This is a genomic window from Caballeronia jiangsuensis, from assembly GCF_046030135.1.
Lineage (GTDB): Bacteria > Pseudomonadota > Gammaproteobacteria > Burkholderiales > Burkholderiaceae > Caballeronia > Caballeronia jiangsuensis.
Genome location: NZ_JAQQDB010000015.1, coordinates 107,066 through 128,729, shown reverse-complemented (window position 1 = coordinate 128,729; position 21,664 = coordinate 107,066). Strand labels below are relative to the sequence as shown.

The following is a 21,664-nucleotide window of genomic DNA, read 5'->3' as shown; positions in this document are numbered from 1 at the left end:
GTGTCCGAGCGGCGAAGCGTTCATTCAGGTTGCGCCACATTCGCAACGACGCCGCCGCTCCGGTAAGCAGGTGCAGCTTCTCGAAAACTCAAACGCACGGCCGCTGCGCAGGGGCGCAGGGGAGATGATCATGAAAAGCTTGAACTTCCTGACCCATCAGGAGATTTTCAACGGCGCGGTACAGCATCTTTTTGTGCAAGGGCAAGCGGCTTTGCTGCCGCAGGGCGGCGGCGCGTATCGCGGATACTGCGGCGGCTGTCCTGTCGGCAGCTTCATCAAGCCGCGCGACTACATCACCGCGATGGAAGGCGTGCCCATTCGCTTTATCGCGAAGCCGCCAGAGCAAGTGCCGGCGTACATGGATGTCGGCGTCGCGGCGCTCAGGCGCGCGCTGCTTCGTGCGCGCATCAACGTGTTCGATCCCAATACCGTCGAATTGCTCTCCTGTCTGCAGAACGTGCACGACGTCTTCGGCAAGTGGGAGTGGCGCGAGCGTCTGACGTCGATCGCGCGTCAGTTCGGGCTGTCCGCCGAACTTCTCAAAACGGCTGCGTGATATTGCAGGTGCTGTGATGTTGAGCCCCATTACGATGTTGAGCCCGAAGGAGATTTACGAGCGCGTCAGCGAGCACTTGCTGACGCAGCGCGCGGTGTCCGAAGACGACAACGGTTCGTGCCGGCTCCGCAGTCCGGAAGGTCGCAAGTGCGCGATCGGCTCGCTCGTGCGCGACGAGCTGTACGAGCCCGAGCTGGAAGGCGTCGGCATTTCGTACTATCGGCATGCGCGGGACGGACGGCTGTTGCGCGCGCTCTACGCATCGAACGTGAATGCCTACGATCCGAACATCATCGATCTGCTGATCGAGCTCGAGGAAGTGCACGATTACGCCGATATCGACGAGTGGCCGGAACTCCTCGCGGCGCTCGGAAAACGTCACGCTTTCGTGTGAGACCCGCAACAGCGTAGTTCGAAGCACAAACAAAACGGCGGTGCGCCCATACGGGGTCGCACCGCCGTTTTGCCATGCGGACGAGAATCCGAAAACTCTCGCCGGCCAGAGACGCTTAGTGCATCTTCTTCGGCAGCATCTGGCTGCGCAGGCGCTTGCGCAGACGCGCGACAGCGGCTGCCTTCTTGCGCTTGCGCTCGGTGGTCGGCTTTTCGTACGACTGGCGCTCGCGCAGTTCGGCGATGAGGCCATTGCGCTCGATGGTGCGGCGGAAACGCCGAATCGCGACATCGAACGGCTCGTTTTCTTTGAGGACGATAGTGGTCATGTAAATCCTGAGTTTGCTAAACGTATTTTCAAGCGCGCGACGATAGAGCTGCCGCGCCCCGGCACTCCGATCGTCCGCCGGACATGAAATGGCGCGGCGGACACGAGCAAAGCGGCCACGGAGGCCGGAAAAGAGATCGTTGGGATTCAGCCGCCAAAGCGGCATGCGCTTTCGAAGGAACCACACGAACGCGCGTTTCGGAGCCGTTCGCCGCTGCTTGTTGACGTTGTCATTCTCAGCGGCGAAGGCAGGAAATCGGGCACATTTCTCGATTCGGGCGCGATGTTACCAGAACACCGCACCACTGCCAACTCCCCCCGATCCATCCAACCCATTGATGCAACAGATTTATTTCTGCCACGCGCTGGCTTCGTCGAGGAGCTGGATGTCGTCGGTGGCGAGTTGCAGGCGCGTCGCGGCAGCGAGGCTTTCGAGTTGCCCGACCGACGTGGCGCTGGCGATCGGCGCCGTCACGCTCGGACGCGCGATCATCCATGCGAGCGCGACGGTCGCGGGCGTCGTGTCGTTGCGCTTCGCGACTTCGTCGAGCGCATCGAGAATCCTGAAGCCGCGCGCGTTCAGATATTTTTCGACACGCGAGCCGCGCGCCTTGTGCCGCGTGTCTTCCTTCGACCGGTACTTGCCCGACAGAAAACCGCTCGCGAGCCCGTAATACGGCACGACCGCGATCTTGTGCTGTTGCGCCACCGGCTCCAGACCGGTTTCGTAGCCTTCGCGATCGTAGAGGTTGTATTCCGGCTGAAGGATCTGATACGCCGGCAGGCCCGACTCCTTCGCGATCGCAAGCGCTGTATCGAGCCGCTCGCCCGTGTAGTTCGACGCGCCGATCACCCTCACCTTCCCCGCCTTGATGAGCTTCTGATACGCGTCGAGCGTCTGATCGAGCGGCGTGTTCTCGTCGTCGTAATGCGAGAAGTAGACGTCGATGTAATCGGTCTTGAGACGCCGCAGCGAATCGTCGACGGCCGCCGCGATGTTCGCCGCCGCAAGCCCCGCGCGCGTGCCGAGCTTGCCGACTTTTGTCGCGAGCACGACCCGATGCCGCTTGCCGCTTTCCTTGAACCACTTGCCGATGATCGTCTCCGATTCGCCGCCCTGATGCCCCTCGATCCAGGCGGAATAGACGTCCGCGGTGTCGATGAAATTCAGGCCGTGGTCGACGAACGCGTCGAGGATCGAGAACGACGTGCGCTCGTCGGCAGTCCAGCCGAATACGTTGCCGCCGAAGACGAGCGGCGCGATCTTCAGGTCCGATGTGCCGATGCTGCGTGTCTGCATGTGTGCTCCGAATGCGCGAAAAGAACGGACCGAAAAGCATACGCGCGAAACCGGCTCCTTGCTGGGCGAGCGTTCGCAGGCTTACGACCGCATTCATTACACAAATCGTTTGCGAAGGGCTTAAGTTTTTTTCGTGGGGCCCGATAACCACAAGTAGGCGGCCGGCTATCACCGAGCGCAGGACCGCCAGGCAACACTCGGTGCCAAAGCCAAAGCCAAAGCCAGACAAAGTCTCCCAGGAGAGCAAAAATGATCGGTATCAATAGCAATATCAATTCGCTGGTTGCCCAGCAGAACCTCAACGGCACGCAAAGCGCGCTGTCGTCGGCCATCACCCGCCTGTCGTCCGGCAAGCGCATCAACAGCGGCGCGGATGACGCAGCCGGCCTCGCGATCGCCACCCGCATGACGGCGCAGATCAACGGCCTGAACCAGGGCGTGTCGAACGCCAACGACGGCGTGTCGCTCGTTCAAACCGCAAACAGCGGTCTGTCGCAAATCGCCGACAACCTGCAGCGTATTCGTCAGCTGGCTGTTCAGGCTTCGAGCGGCTCGCTCTCGACGTCGGACCAGGCTGCACTGCAACAGGAAGTGACGCAGCGTATCAGCGAAATCAACCGTGTTTCGTCGCAAACGACGTTCAACGGCAAGAGCCTTCTCGATGGCTCGGCAGGCAGCCTGTCGTTCCAGGTTGGCGCGAACGTCGGCCAGAGCATTTCGGTTGATCTGTCGAGCGCGAACGTGTCGGCTACGGCACTCGGCACGCCGTCCAAGGGCACCACGCTGGGTACGATCGACGGCTTGTCGCTGGGCACCAACGGTGCGTACACCACCGGCGGCACGATCACTTCGGTGACCGTGAAGGCCGACGGCAGCGGCGGCTTCACCTACGAGGACAACGCCGGCAATGCGTTCACGGGCTCGAACTTGTTCAGCTCCACGACGGGCGGCAACTTCACGCTCAACGGCGCAGCATTCAGCGGCGGCTCGGCTCCGACCTCGGGTACCCAAGTCACGGAAGTGGCGACCCTGAAGACGGCCGCATCGGTTCCGAACATCAACAGCATCGACGTTTCGGCAAGCGGTGGCGCAGCATCCGCGATCTACTCGGTCGACAACGCTCTCGCGACGATCAACACGCTCCAGGCAAGCCTGGGCGCCACGCAGAACCGCTTCTCGTCGGTCGCGTCGGCTCAGTCGGCTCAGGCGACCAACCTGTCGTCGGCTCAGTCGCAGATCATGGACGCGAACTTCGCGCAAGAAACCGCGAACCTGAGCAAGGCGCAAGTGCTCGAGCAAGCCGGTATCTCGGTTCTGGCGCAAGCCAACTCGATGCCGCAGCAAGTGCTGAAGCTCCTCGGCTAAGCAACATCGCAGATGCAGTAAGCGGCGCGCGAATTACTTGAAACGCGCGCCGTTCATGACGAAACGTCGCAACACAGAAGCAACGAAGCAGCAAGTCAGCGCACCGGGAGCTCGTCTCCCGGTTCGCGTTTGCGGAAAACCCAGCGTTTTTCGCCCACATTCAGACAAACGCCACACGCAACGAACGGAGTACACATGACCACCGTAGCCACGACCTCCACATCGGGCACCACTGTCGATCCGAACAGCGCCGTACAACAGGCTGCGCAGTCGATCATCAGCGGTTCGACGAATTCGACGATGGACGTGAACTCGCTCGTTTCGGCGCTCGTCAATGCGAAGGTCGCCGGACAGACCGCCGCGCTCACCAACAAGCAGACAGCCGACAACACGCAGCTCACCGCGGTCGGTTCGCTCAAGTCTGTCCTCTCGCTGCTGCAAAGCTCGCTCTCGAAGCTGGCCGACGGCACGTCCATGTCGTCGTTCACCGCGACTTCGGACGGCAAGGGTCTCACGGCATCCACCACCACCGGCGCGGTAGCAGGAAGCTATGCGGTCAACGTGACGAACATCGCGTCGGCGCAGTCGCTGACGTCCGGCGTCTTCTCGACGACGGACAATCTCGGCTCCGGCACGATGACCATCAAGGTCGGCAACAAGCAAAGCACGATCACGCTCGACAGCAGCAACAACACGCTCTCGGGCATCGCTAACGCGATCAATTCGGCGTCCGACAATCCGGGCGTCACGGCAACCATCGTCAACGGCACGGACGGCGCGCACCTCGTGCTGCGCTCCTCGTCGACGGGACTCGCCAACGCCATCAACATCGGCGTCACGCCGGACGCCAGCTCCACCAATTCGCCGATCAACAAGCTCGCGGTCACCTCGTCGACCACGACGACCGATCCCGCCCCGAACGATCCGAACAGCACGATCACCGTGCCCGAGCACACGACCATCGACGGCACGAATGGCTGGAAGCAGACGACCTCGGGCGTGGACGCGCATCTGACGGTCGCGGGCACGGCGATCACGAGCGCGTCGAATTCGATCAAGGGCGCGATCACCGGCCTCAACATGTCGCTCACGTCGGACTCGGTTGGCACCACGCAGAATCTGACGATCGGTCAGGACATCAGCGGTCAGAAGACGACGATCGACGCATTCGTTACGGCGTACAACAACTTCATCACGACGGCGGCGTCGCTCACGTCGTACGACTCGACGGCCAGCTCGCAAGGCGCGCTGCTCGGCGACTCGATGATGAACGCGATCAAGAACACGATTTCGAGCACGATCAGCAAGGGCATCGGCAGTGGGACCAATCAGGTGAACCTCGCGTCCATCGGCATCACGTTGCAACCGGACGGCACGCTGAAAACCGATGAAGACGCGCTGACCGATGCCCTCACCAATAGCACCAGCACGGTAGCCCAGCTGTTCAATTCGAGCAACGGCGTCGCGGCGCAACTGAACACGAGCCTGACGAGTTATCTTGCGACGGGCGGCCTCATCGACACCCGCACGACGGCCCTGAACGCCGACCTGAAGAGCATCTCGGATCAGCAGACGCAGCTCACCTCGTACACGCAGCAGTTGACCACTCAATACAACACGCAGTTCACGGCGCTCAACACGCTGATGTCGCAGATGCAGACTCAGTCGAGCTACCTGACGCAGCTGTTCGGCGGCACCAACAGCGCGGGCGCAATGGCCACGAACGCGAAGTAAGCGCGAATACCGGAGTCGAACATGAACCAGTACGAATTGATCCAGCACGCCTGGACACTGACCGAGGCCATCGAAGCCGCTGTCGCCGCGGAGGACTGGGTGAAAGCGGCCGAACTCACGCAGGCGCGCACGCCGCTCGTCATGCAGATCGGAGCGGAGCAGTCCGCCGACGCGCTCGTCATCATCCGCAAGATTCAGGCGAGCATCGAGTCGATGATGTCGCAAGTGCAAGAGGCGAACGTGCTGCTCTCGACCGGCTATCGCCTCGCGATGGACAAGGCAAATGCCGCTGGCCGATATCACCAGGCGGCGCGGTTCTGAACGTCACTGGGCGCGGTGCGAGGTCGAATCGGGCACGGTGATCGCGCCCCGCTGCCAGTCACACTCGTCTCGTGAATTGGCTCGTGTTTGCCCTCCAGTTCGACGCTTTGTCCGCGCAAGACCCTCGCTAGAATTTTGCTACACAGGTTACCCGTTTTCGGGCGACCGCCAACTAGCGAAACGGTCGAGGGACGCAGATGTCGCAATACGAAGCAGCCGAAAAAATGCATCAGTATTACCGGGATGTCTTCACCCGGGAATTCTCCTTTCCGGCGATCGGCAACCTGCCGCGGGAACTCGTCCAGACGGCGCTGAATTCGTGCGATACCGCCGCGCTCGCCGAACATCTGATGCCCGTGCACTCCGGGCTGCCGGCAAACAAGGACGCAGCGCTCAAACTGATGCTGCTGCTGATCTCGCAAGCGAACCTGGCGTTCGACGCTTCCCGCGACGGACTGCAAACGCCATTGCAGCGTCCGCTCGTCGATGCCATCAAGACCGGTGTCGATCGCGTGCTGAGCCTCGATCCGACCGAGCAATATGTCGTGATCGCCGCTCAGTTGCTGTATCGGCTCGGCGAAATCGAAGCGATGATCGCGCTGCTGAACCAGGTGCCCATGCTGGTCGAGAAATCAGCGACGCTGCAAATGATGATGTCGATGGTCTCGACGATCGCCGGCGACTACGAAGCAGCGCTGCCGTTCCTCGAACGACTCTTTGCGGCAAACGTGCAGGCGCGCAATCCGACGGTTTCGCTGATGGGCATGGCTTGCGCCTACAAGCTGGGCGAGCGTCCGACCGATCCCGTCGATTTCTCGATTCTCACCGCGCCGGTCGCCGCGCACGCTCCGTTGCCTTCATTGAATTGGCTCATCCGGCCTGAGGCCGGTGTGCGAAGCCGCCCGACCGCTCTGATCGCGTGCGATGAAAATTACTTCTTCGCGCATGCGCTCGCGCTGATCGGTTCGTTGCGCGAAACCAATGCAGAAGAACTGTGCGTTCACCTGCATCTCTACGCCCCGAATCCGAGTGTTCGCGCTTATGTGACGCAACTGTACGAGCGCTTCCCGGAATTGACGATCACCGCGACGTTCGAGGAACCGACCTGGGTAAAGGAAGGAGCGAACGTCTATTTCGCGTCGCGCCGCTTCGTGGTCGCGTCGCAATTGCTCGAGATGCTTAACGCGCCAGTGATGGTCGTCGACGCCGATTGCCTGTTCCGCAAAAGCTGGCGGAAGTGGATTGCCGAGCACGATCTGCATGCCGATGTGATCACCACCGACCTGCCGTTTGCGCCGTTCTGGGAGAAAGTGCCCGGCGGCTTCGTCTATCTCGCCCCGACGGAAATCAGTCGCCGCTATATCAGTCTGGCTGCCGCTTTGATCCAGCACAATCTGGCTCAGCACAATCGACTGTGGTTTCTGGATCAGATCGGTCTCTCGGTTGCATTCGACGAAGTGCTGGCCAATGCACCCGCCGGGTCGTGGCAAGGCGGAAAGAAGCTGTTCGATATCAGCCATTCGGATGATGCGCTGACCTGGGTCGTGACGACGGTCAAGCACTCGAAAGGTCGCTATCACGACTACAAGCGTTCCGTGCTGGAGCGGCAAGGCTGGCTATCCTGGAACACGCCCGGCGATATTTTCCAGATCCTCAGCGAGCGCACCCAGAAGGTCGATTTCATTCAAGTTGGCGCAATGGATGGCAAGAGCTATGACCCGATTCATCCTTACGTGAAGCAATTTGGCTGGAAGGGCATCCTCATCGAACCGCTCCCCGACATGATGGTCCAACTCAAGGCGAACTACGCCGGGACCAACGGACTGATCTTCGAGAACGTGGCGATCGCGGAACAAGCTGGCAGTTTCCCCTTGTACCGGGTTACACAGGAGACCATCCGCAAACATAATCTGCCGCATTGGCTCGGCGGAATGTCGACCTTCAGCGACACGAAACTGAAGGATTTTGAGGACTACGTCGAAGTTCAGATGGTCGAGGGATTGCCGTTGCGCGCTGTCCTCGATCGCAACGCGGTGTCGCACATCGACGTTTTGCAGATCGATACGGAAGGGTTCGATTACCGGGTATTCCGGCAATTCGATTTCACGGCATATCGTCCGAAAGTCATCAATATCGAGGTCGTGAACCTGTCGCAGGAAGAACATGCCGCGCTCGCGAGCGATCTCGTCGATCAGGGATACATCTTCTTCTACTACGAGATGGATCTAATGGCCGTCGATCTGCGATTCTTCGATGCAGCCTTGCCTGAGAAATTGACGATCGCCGAAGCGGAAGCCCTGGCTTGAATCGTTGACGCGCGCCAGTAGCGGCGCCGGTCGATCGGGCGGAGCAGACGGGCGCGGATGTGAATCCGCGCCCGTTTTCCGTTTACTCGCAGCCCTTTCCTCCTTGCCCGACGGCAGCGCTGCAAAACCTGCTCGTCGCGGGATCGCCTACAATCAATGACCCCTCGACAAAGTCGGCTCACACGCCATGGGTTATCTGAATTTCTCCCTCGATCTGGAGTGAACAATGGAGCGCATCGCAATCTATGGTTGCGGAGGTTCCGGCCGGGAGCTTCTGCCTCTGGCAAGAACTCGCGCCAGCCTTTCCGACGTCCCGCCGGATATCGTCTTCGTGTCAGACACGGCATGCGAAATCGGCACGGAAAAGAACGGTGTAGCCGTGATCTCGTTCACTGACCTCATCTCGTCCCGGCATAGAGACCGTGAGGTAATCGTGTCGCTCGGCTCGTCACCGGCGCGCCGATCCATCGTGGAACGCTGTGAGCGCGAGGAGCTGGTATTCGGGACGCTGGCTGCATCGACATACGTCTGTCAGGATGACGTGCAGGTGGGTGAAGGCGCCGTGTTCTGCGACTTTTCCATGTGCAGATCGAATGTGAGGATCGGTCGCCACTTCCAGTGCAACACCTATAGCTACGTGGCGCACGACTGCATCGTCGGCGACTTCGTCACGTTCGCGCCACGGGTATCGTGTAACGGGCGCGTCGTCATCGAGGACGACGTCTATATCGGCACCGGAGCCGTTCTGAGGCAGGGCTCGCCCGACAAGCCGCTGCGCATCGGAAAAGGGGCGACCGTCGGCATGGGCGCCGTCGTCACGAAAGACGTTCCGCCGGGTGTCACGGTCGTCGGAAATCCGGCTCGCCCGCTCGTGCGAAAGAAGGCTTGAGCGGCGGCCGGCACGAATGGCGCCGAGCATGAAGACTCGCCTGGGTCGCCTCAATGACGAAAGCCGCGGCGACTTCCCGTCTCCCGCGGCCATTCGAAACTACATCGACAAGCTCGTGCAATCGCTCAACCGTCGATCGGACTTCCGGTTGCGTCGATATGCGCAGCGGGCAGTCCGTCACACCATCGTTGCCACATCGTTCTGAATGCACGAGAGACGCCTTCGGCAACCACATCCGGCTGGAACACGGCCGACTGACGGCAGCGATCGCGCAGGCCCAGCCTGATTTCGTTGAGCGTGGCAAGCTCGCCCACGGTCGATACGGCCAATCGAACAAAATCGTCCTGATCTCGCGCGACGAAGCGATCGAGCCCGACATGCGCCGTCCATGCGGTCGAGGCGCGGCTGACGAGCGAGTCGCCGACCATCGTCAATGTCGGCACGCCCATCCACAGCGCGTTGAGCGTGGTGGTCGAAGCCGAATACGGAAATGCATCGAGGCACATGTCGACCTGATGGTGCTGCTGCAAATACACGGAGACGCTCGATCGCTGCCGGAACGCAAGCCGATATTGCGATATGCCCGCGTCGGCGAACCATTTGGTCACCCTCGCTTCATCGGACTGGTCACCCTCTCTGCGCATTGCGCCGATGAGCATCCTGGAATTCGGCACCGCATGCATCACTTTCGCCCAAAGCGCAATCACGTCCGGGCGAAGCTTGTTGATGCGGTTGAAGCTGCCGAAGGTGACATATCCATTGTGGAGTGCCGGCAAGAGGTTGACTGGCGGGCTGTTCTCCGCGGGGATGAACGGTCCGATCGCAGGCAGATGCACGATCTTTTCGGTGAGTTGACCGGACACCAGTTCAAGCGGCGCGAAAAAGCGATCGGCGAGGTAATAGTCGACCGTCGACAGCCCTGTCGTTGCCGGATAACCAATCCAGCTGGCCTGAATCGGTGCGGGTTTGCGGACGAAGGACAGCAGCCGGTTGCGACCGGTATGGCCCGACAGATCGACGAGAATGTCGATGCCGTCGGTTTGAATCGTGCGCGCGAGCTGCTCGTCGGACATTCTCGAAACCTGACGCCAGTGCGAAGTACAGGCGCGGAACCGCTGGGTCGTCGCGTCCTCGACCGTGTGGTTGTAGTAGATATAGGTTTGAATGCTCGAGTCGTCGGCCATGCTCTTCAGCACGGGCAGCACGTAAGACGCCACCGCGTGAGTGAAAAGGTCGCCCGAGACGAAACCGACCCGCAGGATTCGGCCGGGGGATCGATCGATTTGACGCTTCAACTGGAGCTTCGGAATCGATGCCTCGTGGTGATGTGCGAAGTTCCGATGCTCCGCGAGCAAGGCGCCCTGATCGATGTCCGTTTGATGCACGAGGCAGAACAGCAGATTGCTGTGGGAAGCGGCGTCGCCGGGGTTGACCTCGACTGCACGGCGCAGATGTTCTGCCGCCTCGGACATCATGCCGGCCTCGAGCATCAGCATCCCGAGCGTCCCGTGGTTTCCCGATGAGGACGGCGCCAGTTCGATGGCCCGGCGGCACGAGGCCACGGCATCGTGGAACCTTCCCAGGCCACCCAGCGCAATGCCCATGATGCGGTAAGCTTCAGCACGGTCCGGAGCGCTTTCCAGAATGGTCCGGCACTCGCTTTCCGCGGCGCCGTGCTGCCCCAGAACCACGAGTGTATCGGCGAGCAACACCCGAGTCTGAATGTCGCCCGGTTCCAGTTCGATCGAACTTTTCAGCGGCGCGACGGACTCGCCATGCCGGCCATCGCGATTGAGCGCAACACCCAGGCAACGCCACGCACTTCCGTCCTGCGGATAGCGCTGGGTCATGGTGGACGCGGCTTTGGCAGCGTCCCCGAACTGGCCTTTGTTGAACAAAGCCGAAAAGTGATTGATCTCGCGCGTCGAAGGGCGGCGGATTCCTGTCGCGCCAACTTTCCTGACCTTGGTATCGACGACCGGCGCCGGAGTCGGCGCGGCGGCAGGCACGAAGCTCACTTCGACCGCACCCGTCATACGTCTGATCAGGTGGTCCGCCAGGGGTCCTTCGAGTCCGTGCTTCTGACCGATTTCGAAAGCGATCCAGGCCGCCGACACCTGCTTGTCCTCGATCAGCGCGTTGACGTAGGCGAACCAGTACTGACCGTTCTGCGGTATTGCCCCGATGCTCGCTTCGAAGTGAGGCAGCGCCCTGGACGGACTGCCGGTTTGCACGTACAGCGTCCCAAGATGAAAGTTCGCGTCCGGCTGACCGGGCATTGCCGCCAGAATGCCGAGATACAGACGCTCGGCCTCGCCGTGCTCGCCGTTTTGCTGATGCTGCAGCGCGGTTTTCAGGGCGACGACGATATCCTGTTCGGACGGAGATGCAAGGGCGACGGCTTCGGCGAGCGACAGATGGCTATTCATGATGTTCTGTGTTACTTGGAATACCGCAAGTGTGCGGTCTAGGCATCAACGTTCATCTCCGAAGATGACGTCAGAAGGGGGCGTTGTTCGACCTATGACCTAAGCGCGGTCATCGGTGTCGCGCGGCTCAGCAGCTCTCGATGACCTCGACGATCCTGTCGATATCTGCCTCGGACAGCCCCGGGTAAATAGGCAGGCACAGCACCTTGGACGAGGCATCCGCCGCGCAAGGCAAGTTGCTTCGATGCGCTGACGGCAGTCCCCGATACATCGGGAAATCGGAGATCAGCGGATAGAAGTAGCGACGGACGATGATTTCCTGTTCGCGAAACTTGTCGTAGAGCGCGTCGCGGCTCAGCGGAAAGTCGGCATCGACTTGAATCGGGAAATAGGAATAGTTGGCCACCGTTTCGCCGCTGTCGCCAAGGCATCGGATACCTCGAACCTGACTTAGCAGCCTGCGATACGTCGCGTCGATTTTCTTGCGCGACTCCAGCGCGGCGTCGATGTGCTGAAGCTGCAGCATGCCGAACGCGGCGTTCACCTCGCTCATCTTGCCGTTGATTCCCGGCGCCACGACCGTGACTTCATCCACGAAACCGAAGTTCTTCAGATGATCGATTCGCTGTTTCGTTTTCGCGTCGGGACAGATGATCGCGCCGCCCTCGAACGTGTTGAACACCTTCGTCGCATGAAAACTGAGTACGGAGAGGTCGCCGTGCTGCAGCACACTGCCCGATTCGGTGCGCACGCCAAAGGCGTGGGCCGCGTCGTAGATGACCTTCAGGTTGTAGTTGTCCGCGATTTTCTGAATCGCTTCGACGTCGCAGGGATGGCCGTAGCAATGCACGGGCATGATTGCGGTCGTCTGCGGCGTGATCGCTTCCTCAATCCTCTTCGGATCCAGATTCAACGTGTTCGGATCGATATCGACGAACACCGGCTTGATGCCGTTCCAGAGCAGAGAATGGGCCGTCGCGACGAACGAGTACGGCGTCGTGATGACTTCACCGGTAATGCGGTGCGCCTGCAGAGCAGTGACGAGAGCAAGCGTACCGTTGGCGAACAGCGAGAGATACTTCACGCCGAGATAGTCGCATAGCGCCTGCTCAAGCTGGCGGTGAAACGGTCCACCATTGGTCAGGATCTTGCTCGACCAGATTTCCTGCAAATAAGGCAGGAACTCCGCGAGCGGCGGCAGGTGCGGCTGGGTGACGTAAATGCGTTCGTCGGTCCGTGGAGGAACGGCGCGAAGTTGTACGCTGGCGGACATATGGGTTTCCTGTCGGACCGAAGATGAGTGTCCGTCAAATTATCCGTTCGACGACCGCGATCCAAAGCCCGGAGATGAGGCGGGAAACCGTGCTACTTCCGGCAATGGCCCCCCGGGGCCGGCTGCGCTCGATCCGCCAGATTAAACGCCACGCCCTAAAGTTTTTTCTTTTCACGCCGATAACACTTCCAAGAACAACAAGAACAACGCGCCGATGTCCGGCGCGCTGCTTCGCTCTTGATGCCCGCTTCGGCGGGCATTTCTTATTTCTCAGCGCCCGAGCGTCAACGCGAGATACGCCGCGTACAGCACGCCATTCCCGAGCAGCGCCCACAGCACGACGCCATTGTCTTTCGCGTTGAACCGCAACCACGCCGCCGCCGCGAGCGTGATCAGCACGCCGGTCAGCACCTCGATCCGCGGCTCCCACGGCGTCAACATGATGCCGATTCCCGGCAGCAGCGTCCCTTGAAACACCATCGCCCCGGTGATGTTGCCGAACGCGAGCGTGTCCTTCCCTCTGCGCGCCCACATGATGCTGTTCACCTTCTCGGGCAATTCCGTGGCGATCGGAATGATGATGAGCGACAGCAGCAGCGCCGAAATCCCCAGCGCATGCGACACGCCCTCGACGCCGTGAATGAATCCCTTCGCGCCGCCGACGAGCAACACGATGCCGACGAGAAACTGCAGCATGATCGTGCCGAGCGACGTCTTCAGACCGAGACGCGACGCGAACAGGGCCTCGGGCGCTTCCGTTCCATGCCCGCCTTCGACGAGCTTCGCCGAAGCCCTGAACGTCGAAATCACATAGACGACATAGACTCCAACCAGCCCGGCCGCAAACAGCGCACGCACCTCCCACGCATGATGCGGCACGAACATCGCGGCGCACGCGATCAGGAACGCGCACAGGAAGAAGTTGAGATCGCGTGTGAAGCCGCTGCGCTCCGGCGTGATCCGTCCACGCAAGCCGCGCGACTTGAGAATCGCGACCGTCATCAGGCAAGTGGAAAGGGTCGCGAGCATGAGCGGCGCACCGAGAATCGCGCCGACGCCGATCTCTTCATTGACCGCACGGCTCGATGTACCGCCGAGCAATGCGATGATAGGCACCGTCGTCTCAGGCAACGCCGTGCCGACCGCCGCGAATAGCGATCCGGTCACGCCCTCGGAAATGCCGAGCCGTTCGCCGAGATGTTCGAGCGCATTCGTGAAAAGCTCCGAGGCGACCAGAATGATCGCGAGCATCAACGCGAGTTCGAGGAAGAGCATCGTCATGCGGCACCTCGCATCGAAACATGCGACAGGCGCGCAAGCGTGCGCGAGAGACAGGGATGTTGTAGTTGTGGGGACACGATGATTCCACGGCCGGACGTCAAGCGAACCACGATGCGCCACGCGCCGTCCGACCAAGAACGACATAGCGCATCGATGGTCTCGCCAAACCGTTCTGGTCGAACGCGCCACGGCAGCAGAGCCGAGGATGTTGACGCGTTCTCCTTCGCTCACGAAGGAAGGCTACTCCCCAAAGACGGCGCAAGTTTAGCCTGCTGCGCCCGGTTTGGGCAAGCCGCGCATGTGCGGCAGAGAAATGTCATGAATATGCGTATGCCGATCGAATCGTTGTCGGCGCACGATGCATTCGCTAATCTAGCCGCGCCGGGCGCGTCGCTTGCTGCGTGCGCGCCATGCTCATCCACGAACAAAAATGAAGATCGGGAGATCTCATGCGCCTGAAATTTTTTGCCGCAGCCGCCGCAGTGGCATGCTTCGCCACGCCGATGCTTGCGCTGTCCAAGCCGCTTACCGTCTGCACCGAATCGAGCCCGGATGGCTTCGACGTCGTGCAATTCAATTCGCTCGTGACGACCAATGCGTCGGCGGATGTCATCTTCAATACGCTCGTCTCCTACGACGAAGCCACGAAGAAGGTCGCGCCCTCGCTCGCGGAAAAGTGGGACGTGAGCAGCGATGGCCTGACCTACACGTTCCATCTGCGTCCGAACGTTCAGTTTCAGACGACCGACTATTTCAAGCCCACGCGTCCACTCACCGCCGACGACGTCGTCTTCACGTTCGAGCGCATGCTGTCGGACAGCAATCCCTGGCACAAGGTCGCGGGCGCGAGCGGCTTTCCGCACGCGCAATCGATGGGTCTCGTGAAGCTCATCAAGGCCGTATCGAAAGTCGATGACCACACCGTGAAATTCGAGCTCAACGAGCCGAACGCGACCTTCGTGCCGATTCTCACGATGGGATTCGCCTCGATCTACTCGTCCGAGTACGCCGACAAGCTGCTGAAGGCGAACCAGCAAAACGATCTGAACAGCAAGCCCATCGGCACCGGGCCGTTCGTGCTGAAAAGCTATACGAAGGATTCCGTGATTCGCTACGACGTCAATCCGGCGTACTGGGGTCCGAAGCCGAAGATCGACCGCCTGATCTACGCGATCACGCCGGATGCGTCCGTGCGCGCGCAAAAAATCAAGGCGGGCGAATGCCAGATCACGCTGTCGCCGAAGCCGCAGGATGTGCTCGACGCGAAGAAGGACAAGTCGCTGAAAGTAAGCGAGGCGCCCGCGTTCATGACGGCGTTCGTCGCGCTCAATACGCAGAAGAAGCCGCTCGATAATCCGAAGGTGCGTCAGGCGATCAACATGGCTTTCGATCGCACGACGTACATGAAGACCGTGTTCGACAACACGGCCACGCCCGCGGTGAATCCGTATCCGCCGAATACGTGGAGCTACGACAAGAACGTCACGGCGTACAAGTATTCATCCGCCGATGCGAAGAAGCTGCTCGCCGACGCGGGCTTCCCGAACGGTTTCGATACGACGATCTGGGTGCGCCCGAATGGCAGCGTGCTGAACCCGAATCCGAAAGCCGGCGCCGAACTGCTGCAGGCGGACCTCGTGAAGATCGGCGTGAAGGCGCAGGTGAAAGTGATCGAGTGGGGCGAACTGATCAAGGAAGCGAAACAAGGTCAGCACGACATGCTGTTCATGGGCTGGGCCGGCGATAACGGCGACCCGGACAACTACATGTCACCGCTCTTCAGTTGCAACGCGGTGAAGTCGGGCATCAACTTCGCGCGCTACTGCGACAGCCAGCTCGACAAACTCATCGCCGACGGCAAATCGACAGCCGATGTCGCGCAGCGCACGAAGGCGTATGTCGATGCGCAGAAGATCATCCACGATCAGGCGCTGTGGATTCCGCTCGTCTATCCGACGGCCGCCGCGCTCACGCGTGCGAATGTCAGCGGCTATAACGTGAGTCCGTTCGGGCGCGTGAACTTCGGCGGCGTTTCGGTGCAGTAAATATTGTCAGGCCGGCGTGAAGCGGATCACGCCATCGTCGCCGGTCTGACGCTTCAACGTTCCATCGAGCCAGAGCAGGTTCAGATGCGCGAGCGCTTCGCCGAGCGCGAATGTCATCTGATGAATGTCGAGCTTGCGCCTGAACATGATCGGCACGATATCGGCGGCGCTGCAGGGTTTCGCGGCGCACGCCTCGCGCACTTCCGCCAGCCGCGCGCGATGATGCTCGCGCAATTGCCCGATGCGCGTCTGCACGCCGCGAAACGGCTTGCCGTGCGACGGCAGCGCGAGCGTATCGGCGGGCATCGTTTCATAACGGCCGAGCGATTCCAGATACAGCGCGAGCGGATTGCCTTCCGGCTCGACCGCGAACACGGACACGTTCGTCGAGATGCGCGGCAACACCATGTCGCCGGAAATGAGCAGCTTGTCGGCCGCGCAGAAGAGCGCACTGTGCTCCGGCGAATGGCCGTAGCCCGACACCACTTCCAAGTTGCGCGTGCCGATACGAATGACATCGCCGTTGCGGATGCGCCGGTATTCCGCGGGAATCGACGGCACGAGCGTCGGGTAATAGCTGTCGCGCTTGCGCAAGGCATCGAGCGAGGCTTCGTCGGTCAGACCGTGTGCCGCGAAATGCGCCGCAGCGCGCTCGCCGCCTGCGTTGGAACCGTCGCCCGCGGCCATCACGCGGCCCATCGCGTATTCGCCCAGCGAGATCCACAGGCGCACGTTCCAGCGTTTTTTGTCGCCACCGTTGCAGATCCAGTCGGCGAGGCCCAGATGGTCCGGATGGCAATGCGTGACGATCACGCGCAGCACCGGCAGACCATCCAGCACGGAGTCGAACACGCGCTCCCAGCTGGCGCGGATCGTGTCGCTCGAAATGCCGCAATCGACGACGGTCCAGCCCTTCACGCCGTCGATTTCGTCGCGCAGCAGCCAGAGATTGATGTGATCGAGCGCGAACGGCAACGGCATGCGCAACCAGAACACGCCCGGCGCCACTTCCTTGACGCCGCCCGATTCGGGCAGTGCGTCGGCGAAAACATAATCGAGCTGGTGTTCGAGGGCGTTCATTCGGTCCGTGCCTCCGGGTTTGCGCCGCGTTGCAATTTGGCGAAGTTGACGATAACGTAAACATCCATTCTAACGTTGCGCGCGCATTTGCGCTGCCGGCCCGCGATGACTCAGCCGACGCACTACACCATCACCGAACTGGCGCGTGAATTCGACATCACGCCGCGCGCGATCCGCTTCTACGAGGATCAAGGCCTGCTCGCGCCGAAGCGCGAAGGCTCGAACGGCCTGCGGCGCGTGTATTCGCCGCGCGACCGCACGCGCCTCAAGCTCACGCTGCGCGGCAAGCGGCTCGGCTTCACGCTGTCGGAAATTCGCACGCTGCTCGATCTCTACGACTCGCCCACCGGCTCGACCACGCAACTGCAAGCCTTCGTCGATACGATCGCGGCGCATCGCGAGGTGCTCGAACGTCAGCTCGAAGACCTGAACACGACGCTCACCGAACTCGCCGCATACGAGGAACAAGGCCGCGCGCTGATCGCAGCGGGAACGGAAAAGCGCGCACGCAAGCCCAAAGCGGCATGACGTGACCGCCACACGCGAAGCGAAGGGTCGACATGAATCATTTCCCCAAGCTGCTCTCGTCGCAAATCGGCTTCGATGTCGCGCAGACGATACTCGAAGGGTTCGAGCATCATTACCGCGTATTCCGCGAGGCCGCGATCGACGCGAAGGGTCTCTTCGAGCGCGGCGAATGGCTCGCGTTGCAGCAACTGGCGCGAAACCGCATCGCGTCGTATGACGATCGCGTCGCGGAGTGCGTGACGTCGCTCGAAGACGAATACGACGCCGAGAACATCGACGACGACGTGTGGCAGCAGATCAAGCTGCATTACATCGGCTTGCTGACGACGCACCGGCAGCCCGAATGCGCGGAGACGTTCTTCAATTCGGTTTGCTGCAAGATTCTGCATCGCTCGTACTTCAACAACGATTTCATTTTCGTGCGACCGGCGATCTCGACCGAATATATCGAGAACGACGAACCCGCCGCGAAGCCCACGTATCGCGCGTATTACCCGCAGAAGGACGGCCTCGCCGCGACGCTCGAACGCATCGTCACGAACTTTCAGCTGGAGCCGCCGTTCGAGGACTTGCCGCGCGACGTGCAGTGCGTGATGGACGCGATGCGCGACGCCTTCGGCGATCTCACGCCCGCGCCGAATTTTCAGATTCATGTGCTGTCGTCGCTGTTCTTCCGGAACAAGGCGGCGTATATCGTCGGGCGCGTCATCAACGGCGATGCGCTGCTGCCCTTCGCCATCGCGGTCCGGCACACGTCGCCCGGCCTGCTCGCGCTCGATACCGTGTTGCTCTCGCGCGAGCAGGTGCTCATCATCTTCAGCTTCTCGCACTCGTATTTTCTCGTCGACATGGAGGTGCCGTCGGCGTTCGTGCAGTTCCTGAGCACGATCATGCCGCGCAAACCGAAGGCCGAAATCTATACGTCGGTCGGCTTGCAGAAGCAGGGCAAGAACGATTTCTATCGCGACTTGCTGCATCACCTGTCGCATTCGAGCGATAAGTTCATCGTCGCGCCCGGCATCAAGGGGCTCGTGATGATCGTCTTCACGCTGCCGTCTTTTCCTTACGTGTTCAAGCTCATCAAGGACGCGTTTCCGCCGCCGAAGGAAACCACGCGCCAGAAGATTCAGGACAAGTATCAGCTCGTGAAGCGTCACGATCGCCTGGGCCGCATGGCCGATACGCTCGAATATTCGAGCGTCGCGCTGCCCGTCGCGCGCCTCGACGATGCGCTCATCCGCGAACTGGAGAAAGAAGCGCCGTCGATGATCGAGTACGAAGGCGACAATCTCGTCATCAGACACGTGTATATCGAGCGCCGCATGGTGCCGCTGAATCTCTTCCTGAAAGACGGAAGCGATGACGAAATCGATCACGGCATCAAGGAATACGGCGATGCGATCAAGCAGCTGATCCAGGCCAACATCTTCCCCGGCGATATGCTGTACAAGAATTTCGGCGTGACGCGGCACGGTCGCGTGGTGTTCTACGATTACGATGAAATCGAGTATCTGACCGATTGCAACGTGCGCCGCGTGCCGCCGCCGCGCAACGAGGAAGACGAGTTGTCGGGCGAGCCGTGGTATACCGTCGGGCCGCACGATATCTTTCCCGAAACGTACGGCACATTTCTGCTCGGCGATCCGCGCGTGCGCGAGGCTTTCATGCGCCATCACGCGGATTTTTTCGATCCCGCGCTCTGGCAGCGCTACAAGGAACAACTGCAGCGCGGCGAGCTCGCCGATTTCTTTCCCTATGACCGGGACGTCCGATTCAGCATCCGGTATCCGGAGCGCTTCGAGAAGTCCGGTCGACAGGACGCGCGCGCCGCCTGACGCGCGCCGTCCCGCTTTGACTATCGAATATGAACCACACTCCCGACAACAACGAATCCTCGACTCCGCTGGCCCACCTGTTCGCGAACAATCAGGAATGGGTTCAGCGCAAGCTCGCCGAGGACGCCGATTTCTTCAAGCGTCTCGCGCATCAGCAGACGCCCGAGTATCTGTGGATCGGCTGCGCGGACTCGCGCGTGCCCGCCAACGAAATCATCGGCCTGCCGCCGGGCGAAGTGTTCGTGCACAGAAACATCGCGAACGTGGTCGTGCACTCGGACCTCAACTGTCTGTCGGTCATCCAGTTCGCCGTCGATCTGCTGAAGGTGAAGCACATCATGGTTGTCGGCCATTACGGCTGCTCGGGCGTGGGCGCGGCGCTCGTCGGGCGGCGCGTCGGTCTCGCGGACAACTGGCTGCGCCATGTCGAAGACGTGCGCGAGAAGCACGCCGCGCTGCTCGACGAATGGCCGATGGGCGATGCGCGGCATCGTCGTCTCGTCGAGCTGAACACGATCGAGCAGACCATCAACGTGTGCCGCACGACCGTCGTCAACGATGCATGGGCGCGCGGGCAGGAACTCACCGTGCATGGCTGGACCTACGGCGTGCACGATGGCCGCTTGCGCAACATGGGCATGATGATCAGCGCATCGGACGAAATCGATCCGGTGTATCGCGCCGGCATTGCAGAAATGAGCCGCGGCGGCGCGCATTCCACGGAGAACGATGTACTCGCGTCCGATGCGGCGCGTCTGGGCGATATTCCCGCCGTTATTCAAGGCGTCATCAAGGAGTTGAAACATGAGTGAGACACAAAACGATCCCGTCGTCATCGTCTCGGCGGCGCGCACGCCGATGGCCGCGTTTCAGGGCGACTTCGCTTCGCTGACCGCGCCGCAACTCGGCGCCGCGGCAGTCAGGGCCGCAGTCGAGCGCGCGGGCGTGAAACCCGAGCAGATCGACGAAGCGATCATGGGTTGCGTGCTGCCTGCCGGACAAGGCCAGGCGCCCGCGCGTCAGGCTGCGCTCGGCGGCGGGCTGCCGCTGTCGACCGGCTGCACGACGATCAACAAGATGTGCGGCTCCGGCATGCGCGCCGCGATGTTCGCGCATGACATGCTGCTGGCCGGATCGGTCGACGTGATCGTCGCGGGCGGCATGGAAAGCATGACGAACGCGCCGTATCTCTTGCCGAAGGCGCGCGGCGGCATGCGCATGGGCCACGGTCAGGTGCTGGATCACATGTTCCTCGACGGCCTCGAAGACGCTTACGAAAAGGGCCGCCTGATGGGCACGTTCGCGGAGCAATGCGCATCGTCGTATGCGTTCTCGCGCGAGTCGCAGGATGCGTTCGCGGTCGAATCGCTGCGGCGCGCGAAACGGGCGAACGAAGACGGCTCGTTCAAGTGGGAGATCGCGGCGGTCACCGTGCAGGGCAGGAAGGGCGATACCGTGATCGACCGCGATGAGCAGCCGTTCAAGGCCAACATCGAGAAGATTCCATCGCTCAAGCCCGCGTTCGCCAAGGACGGCACGGTGACGGCCGCCAATTCGTCATCGATTTCGGACGGCGCGGCGGCGCTCGTGATGATGCGCGAGTCGACGGCCAAGCGGCTCGGCGTGAAGCCGATTGCGCGCGTCGTCGGGCACAGCACGTTCGCGCAGGAGCCTGCGTTGTTCACGACTGCGCCCGTCGGTGCGATCAGGAAGCTCTTCGAGAAGAACGGCTGGCGCGCGAGCGATGTCGATCTGTATGAGATCAACGAAGCATTCGCCGTCGTGACGATGGCCGCGATGCGCGAACACGATCTGCCTCACGACAAGGTCAATGTGAATGGCGGCGCATGTGCGCTCGGGCATCCGATCGGCGCTTCGGGTGCGCGCATTCTGGTGACCTTGCTCGGCGCGTTGAAGACGCGCGGTTTGAAGCGCGGCGTCGCGAGTTTGTGTATCGGCGGCGGCGAAGCGACGGCGATGGGGGTGGAACTGGTTTGAGTC

The 21,664-nt window shown here is 61.3% G+C and carries 18 protein-coding genes and 1 riboswitch; of the genes, 12 read left to right on the top strand and 6 right to left on the bottom strand.

Features of this window, described 5'->3' with window-relative positions; translation table 11 throughout:
* The first annotated feature begins 130 nt into the window (after positions 1-130).
* Both PQR08_RS17915 and PQR08_RS17910 read left to right on the top strand, forming a co-directional pair.
* Positions 131-556, top strand: a complete 426-nt coding sequence (locus tag PQR08_RS17915; protein WP_187608724.1) for a hypothetical protein — start codon at positions 131-133, stop codon at positions 554-556.
* 16 nt (positions 557-572) lie between these two features.
* Positions 573-950 carry a hypothetical protein gene (locus tag PQR08_RS17910; RefSeq protein WP_238285369.1) on the top strand — a complete coding sequence of 126 codons (378 nt, stop codon included), beginning with the start codon at positions 573-575 and terminating at the stop codon, positions 948-950.
* A 115-nt stretch (positions 951-1,065) separates the two neighbouring features.
* On the opposite strand, the gene rpsU is transcribed toward PQR08_RS17910, so the two are convergent.
* Together rpsU and PQR08_RS17900 are read right to left on the bottom strand one after the other, a co-directional pair.
* Positions 1,066-1,278, bottom strand: coding sequence for a 30S ribosomal protein S21 (gene rpsU, locus PQR08_RS17905; RefSeq protein WP_008351904.1), 213 nt, complete (start codon positions 1,276-1,278; stop codon positions 1,066-1,068).
* 348 nt (positions 1,279-1,626) lie between these two features.
* Positions 1,627-2,577, bottom strand: a complete 951-nt coding sequence (locus PQR08_RS17900) for an aldo/keto reductase (RefSeq protein WP_408161987.1) — start codon at positions 2,575-2,577, stop codon at positions 1,627-1,629.
* A gap of 249 nt (positions 2,578-2,826) precedes the next feature.
* On the opposite strand from PQR08_RS17900, the gene PQR08_RS17895 reads away from it, so the two are divergent.
* The 5 genes from PQR08_RS17895 (at position 2,827) to PQR08_RS17875 (ending at position 9,192) form a co-directional block, all read left to right on the top strand.
* The gene (locus PQR08_RS17895; protein WP_408161985.1) at positions 2,827-3,942 is read left to right on the top strand and encodes a flagellin; all 1,116 of its coding nucleotides are present in this window, start codon (positions 2,827-2,829) and stop codon (positions 3,940-3,942) included.
* A gap of 195 nt (positions 3,943-4,137) precedes the next feature.
* Positions 4,138-5,676, top strand: coding sequence for a flagellar filament capping protein FliD (gene fliD / locus PQR08_RS17890; protein WP_371880313.1), 1,539 nt, complete (start codon positions 4,138-4,140; stop codon positions 5,674-5,676).
* A gap of 21 nt (positions 5,677-5,697) precedes the next feature.
* Positions 5,698-5,997 (top strand): flagellar protein FliT, encoded by a 300-nt coding sequence (locus PQR08_RS17885; RefSeq protein WP_371880314.1) that lies wholly within the window; start codon positions 5,698-5,700, stop codon positions 5,995-5,997.
* Positions 5,998-6,194: 197 nt separating this feature from the next.
* Positions 6,195-8,303, top strand: a complete 2,109-nt coding sequence (locus tag PQR08_RS17880; protein WP_408161983.1) for an FkbM family methyltransferase — start codon at positions 6,195-6,197, stop codon at positions 8,301-8,303.
* A 226-nt stretch (positions 8,304-8,529) separates the two neighbouring features.
* Positions 8,530-9,192, top strand: coding sequence for an acetyltransferase (locus tag PQR08_RS17875; protein ID WP_408161981.1), 663 nt, complete (start codon positions 8,530-8,532; stop codon positions 9,190-9,192).
* A 125-nt stretch (positions 9,193-9,317) separates the two neighbouring features.
* Here the strand turns inward: PQR08_RS17875 and PQR08_RS17870 are convergent, their stop codons facing one another.
* The 3 genes from PQR08_RS17870 to PQR08_RS17860 form a co-directional block, all read right to left on the bottom strand.
* The gene (locus tag PQR08_RS17870; protein WP_408161980.1) at positions 9,318-11,621 is read right to left on the bottom strand and encodes a tetratricopeptide repeat protein; all 2,304 of its coding nucleotides are present in this window, start codon (positions 11,619-11,621) and stop codon (positions 9,318-9,320) included.
* 127 nt (positions 11,622-11,748) lie between these two features.
* Entirely contained in the window at positions 11,749-12,894 is a 1,146-nt protein-coding gene (gene vioA / locus PQR08_RS17865) for a dTDP-4-amino-4,6-dideoxy-D-glucose aminotransferase VioA (RefSeq protein WP_371880318.1), read from the bottom strand.
* A gap of 270 nt (positions 12,895-13,164) precedes the next feature.
* Positions 13,165-14,175, bottom strand: coding sequence for a sodium:calcium antiporter (locus PQR08_RS17860; protein ID WP_238209548.1), 1,011 nt, complete (start codon positions 14,173-14,175; stop codon positions 13,165-13,167).
* A 93-nt stretch (positions 14,176-14,268) separates the two neighbouring features.
* Positions 14,269-14,438, bottom strand: a riboswitch (yybP-ykoY riboswitch).
* 186 nt (positions 14,439-14,624) lie between these two features.
* On the opposite strand from PQR08_RS17860, the gene PQR08_RS17855 reads away from it, so the two are divergent.
* Positions 14,625-16,220, top strand: a complete 1,596-nt coding sequence (locus tag PQR08_RS17855) for an ABC transporter substrate-binding protein (protein WP_408161978.1) — start codon at positions 14,625-14,627, stop codon at positions 16,218-16,220.
* Between the two features lie 6 nt (positions 16,221-16,226).
* Here PQR08_RS17855 and PQR08_RS17850 read toward each other — a convergent pair whose 3' ends face one another.
* Complete coding sequence (locus tag PQR08_RS17850) at positions 16,227-17,300, bottom strand: MBL fold metallo-hydrolase (RefSeq protein WP_408161976.1); 1,074 nt, start codon at positions 17,298-17,300, stop codon at positions 16,227-16,229.
* 105 nt (positions 17,301-17,405) lie between these two features.
* On the opposite strand from PQR08_RS17850, the gene PQR08_RS17845 reads away from it, so the two are divergent.
* From PQR08_RS17845 to PQR08_RS17830, 4 genes are read left to right on the top strand one after another with little or no spacing between them, the layout of a single operon-like run.
* Positions 17,406-17,828, top strand: a complete 423-nt coding sequence (locus PQR08_RS17845) for a MerR family transcriptional regulator (protein ID WP_238209541.1) — start codon at positions 17,406-17,408, stop codon at positions 17,826-17,828.
* Positions 17,829-17,860: 32 nt separating this feature from the next.
* The gene (aceK, locus tag PQR08_RS17840; protein WP_408161974.1) at positions 17,861-19,663 is read left to right on the top strand and encodes a bifunctional isocitrate dehydrogenase kinase/phosphatase; all 1,803 of its coding nucleotides are present in this window, start codon (positions 17,861-17,863) and stop codon (positions 19,661-19,663) included.
* 29 nt (positions 19,664-19,692) lie between these two features.
* A complete protein-coding gene (gene can / locus PQR08_RS17835; RefSeq protein WP_187608740.1) occupies positions 19,693-20,475 on the top strand; it encodes a carbonate dehydratase in 783 nt (260 codons plus the stop codon).
* On the top strand, positions 20,468-21,661 hold the full coding sequence (locus PQR08_RS17830) for an acetyl-CoA C-acetyltransferase (protein WP_250482922.1): 1,194 nt from the start codon (positions 20,468-20,470) through the stop codon (positions 21,659-21,661). Before can ends, PQR08_RS17830 begins: the two co-directional genes overlap by 8 nt.
* Positions 21,662-21,664 lie beyond the last annotated feature (3 nt).

Coding starts and splice junctions, on each gene's coding strand:
- PQR08_RS17870 (WP_408161980.1), bottom strand. CDS start 11,621: ATGAATAGCCATCTGTCGCTCGCCGAAGCCGTCGCCCTTGCATCTCCG.
- aceK (WP_408161974.1), top strand. CDS start 17,861: ATGAATCATTTCCCCAAGCTGCTCTCGTCGCAAATCGGCTTCGATGTC.
- fliD (WP_371880313.1), top strand. CDS start 4,138: ATGACCACCGTAGCCACGACCTCCACATCGGGCACCACTGTCGATCCG.
- PQR08_RS17900 (WP_408161987.1), bottom strand. CDS start 2,577: ATGCAGACACGCAGCATCGGCACATCGGACCTGAAGATCGCGCCGCTC.
- PQR08_RS17830 (WP_250482922.1), top strand. CDS start 20,468: ATGAGTGAGACACAAAACGATCCCGTCGTCATCGTCTCGGCGGCGCGC.
- PQR08_RS17860 (WP_238209548.1), bottom strand. CDS start 14,175: ATGACGATGCTCTTCCTCGAACTCGCGTTGATGCTCGCGATCATTCTG.
- PQR08_RS17875 (WP_408161981.1), top strand. CDS start 8,530: ATGGAGCGCATCGCAATCTATGGTTGCGGAGGTTCCGGCCGGGAGCTT.
- PQR08_RS17855 (WP_408161978.1), top strand. CDS start 14,625: ATGCGCCTGAAATTTTTTGCCGCAGCCGCCGCAGTGGCATGCTTCGCC.
- rpsU (WP_008351904.1), bottom strand. CDS start 1,278: ATGACCACTATCGTCCTCAAAGAAAACGAGCCGTTCGATGTCGCGATT.
- PQR08_RS17885 (WP_371880314.1), top strand. CDS start 5,698: ATGAACCAGTACGAATTGATCCAGCACGCCTGGACACTGACCGAGGCC.
- PQR08_RS17850 (WP_408161976.1), bottom strand. CDS start 17,300: ATGAACGCCCTCGAACACCAGCTCGATTATGTTTTCGCCGACGCACTG.
- can (WP_187608740.1), top strand. CDS start 19,693: ATGAACCACACTCCCGACAACAACGAATCCTCGACTCCGCTGGCCCAC.
- PQR08_RS17915 (WP_187608724.1), top strand. CDS start 131: ATGAAAAGCTTGAACTTCCTGACCCATCAGGAGATTTTCAACGGCGCG.
- vioA (WP_371880318.1), bottom strand. CDS start 12,894: ATGTCCGCCAGCGTACAACTTCGCGCCGTTCCTCCACGGACCGACGAA.
- PQR08_RS17880 (WP_408161983.1), top strand. CDS start 6,195: ATGTCGCAATACGAAGCAGCCGAAAAAATGCATCAGTATTACCGGGAT.
- PQR08_RS17895 (WP_408161985.1), top strand. CDS start 2,827: ATGATCGGTATCAATAGCAATATCAATTCGCTGGTTGCCCAGCAGAAC.
- PQR08_RS17845 (WP_238209541.1), top strand. CDS start 17,406: ATGACTCAGCCGACGCACTACACCATCACCGAACTGGCGCGTGAATTC.
- PQR08_RS17910 (WP_238285369.1), top strand. CDS start 573: ATGTTGAGCCCCATTACGATGTTGAGCCCGAAGGAGATTTACGAGCGC.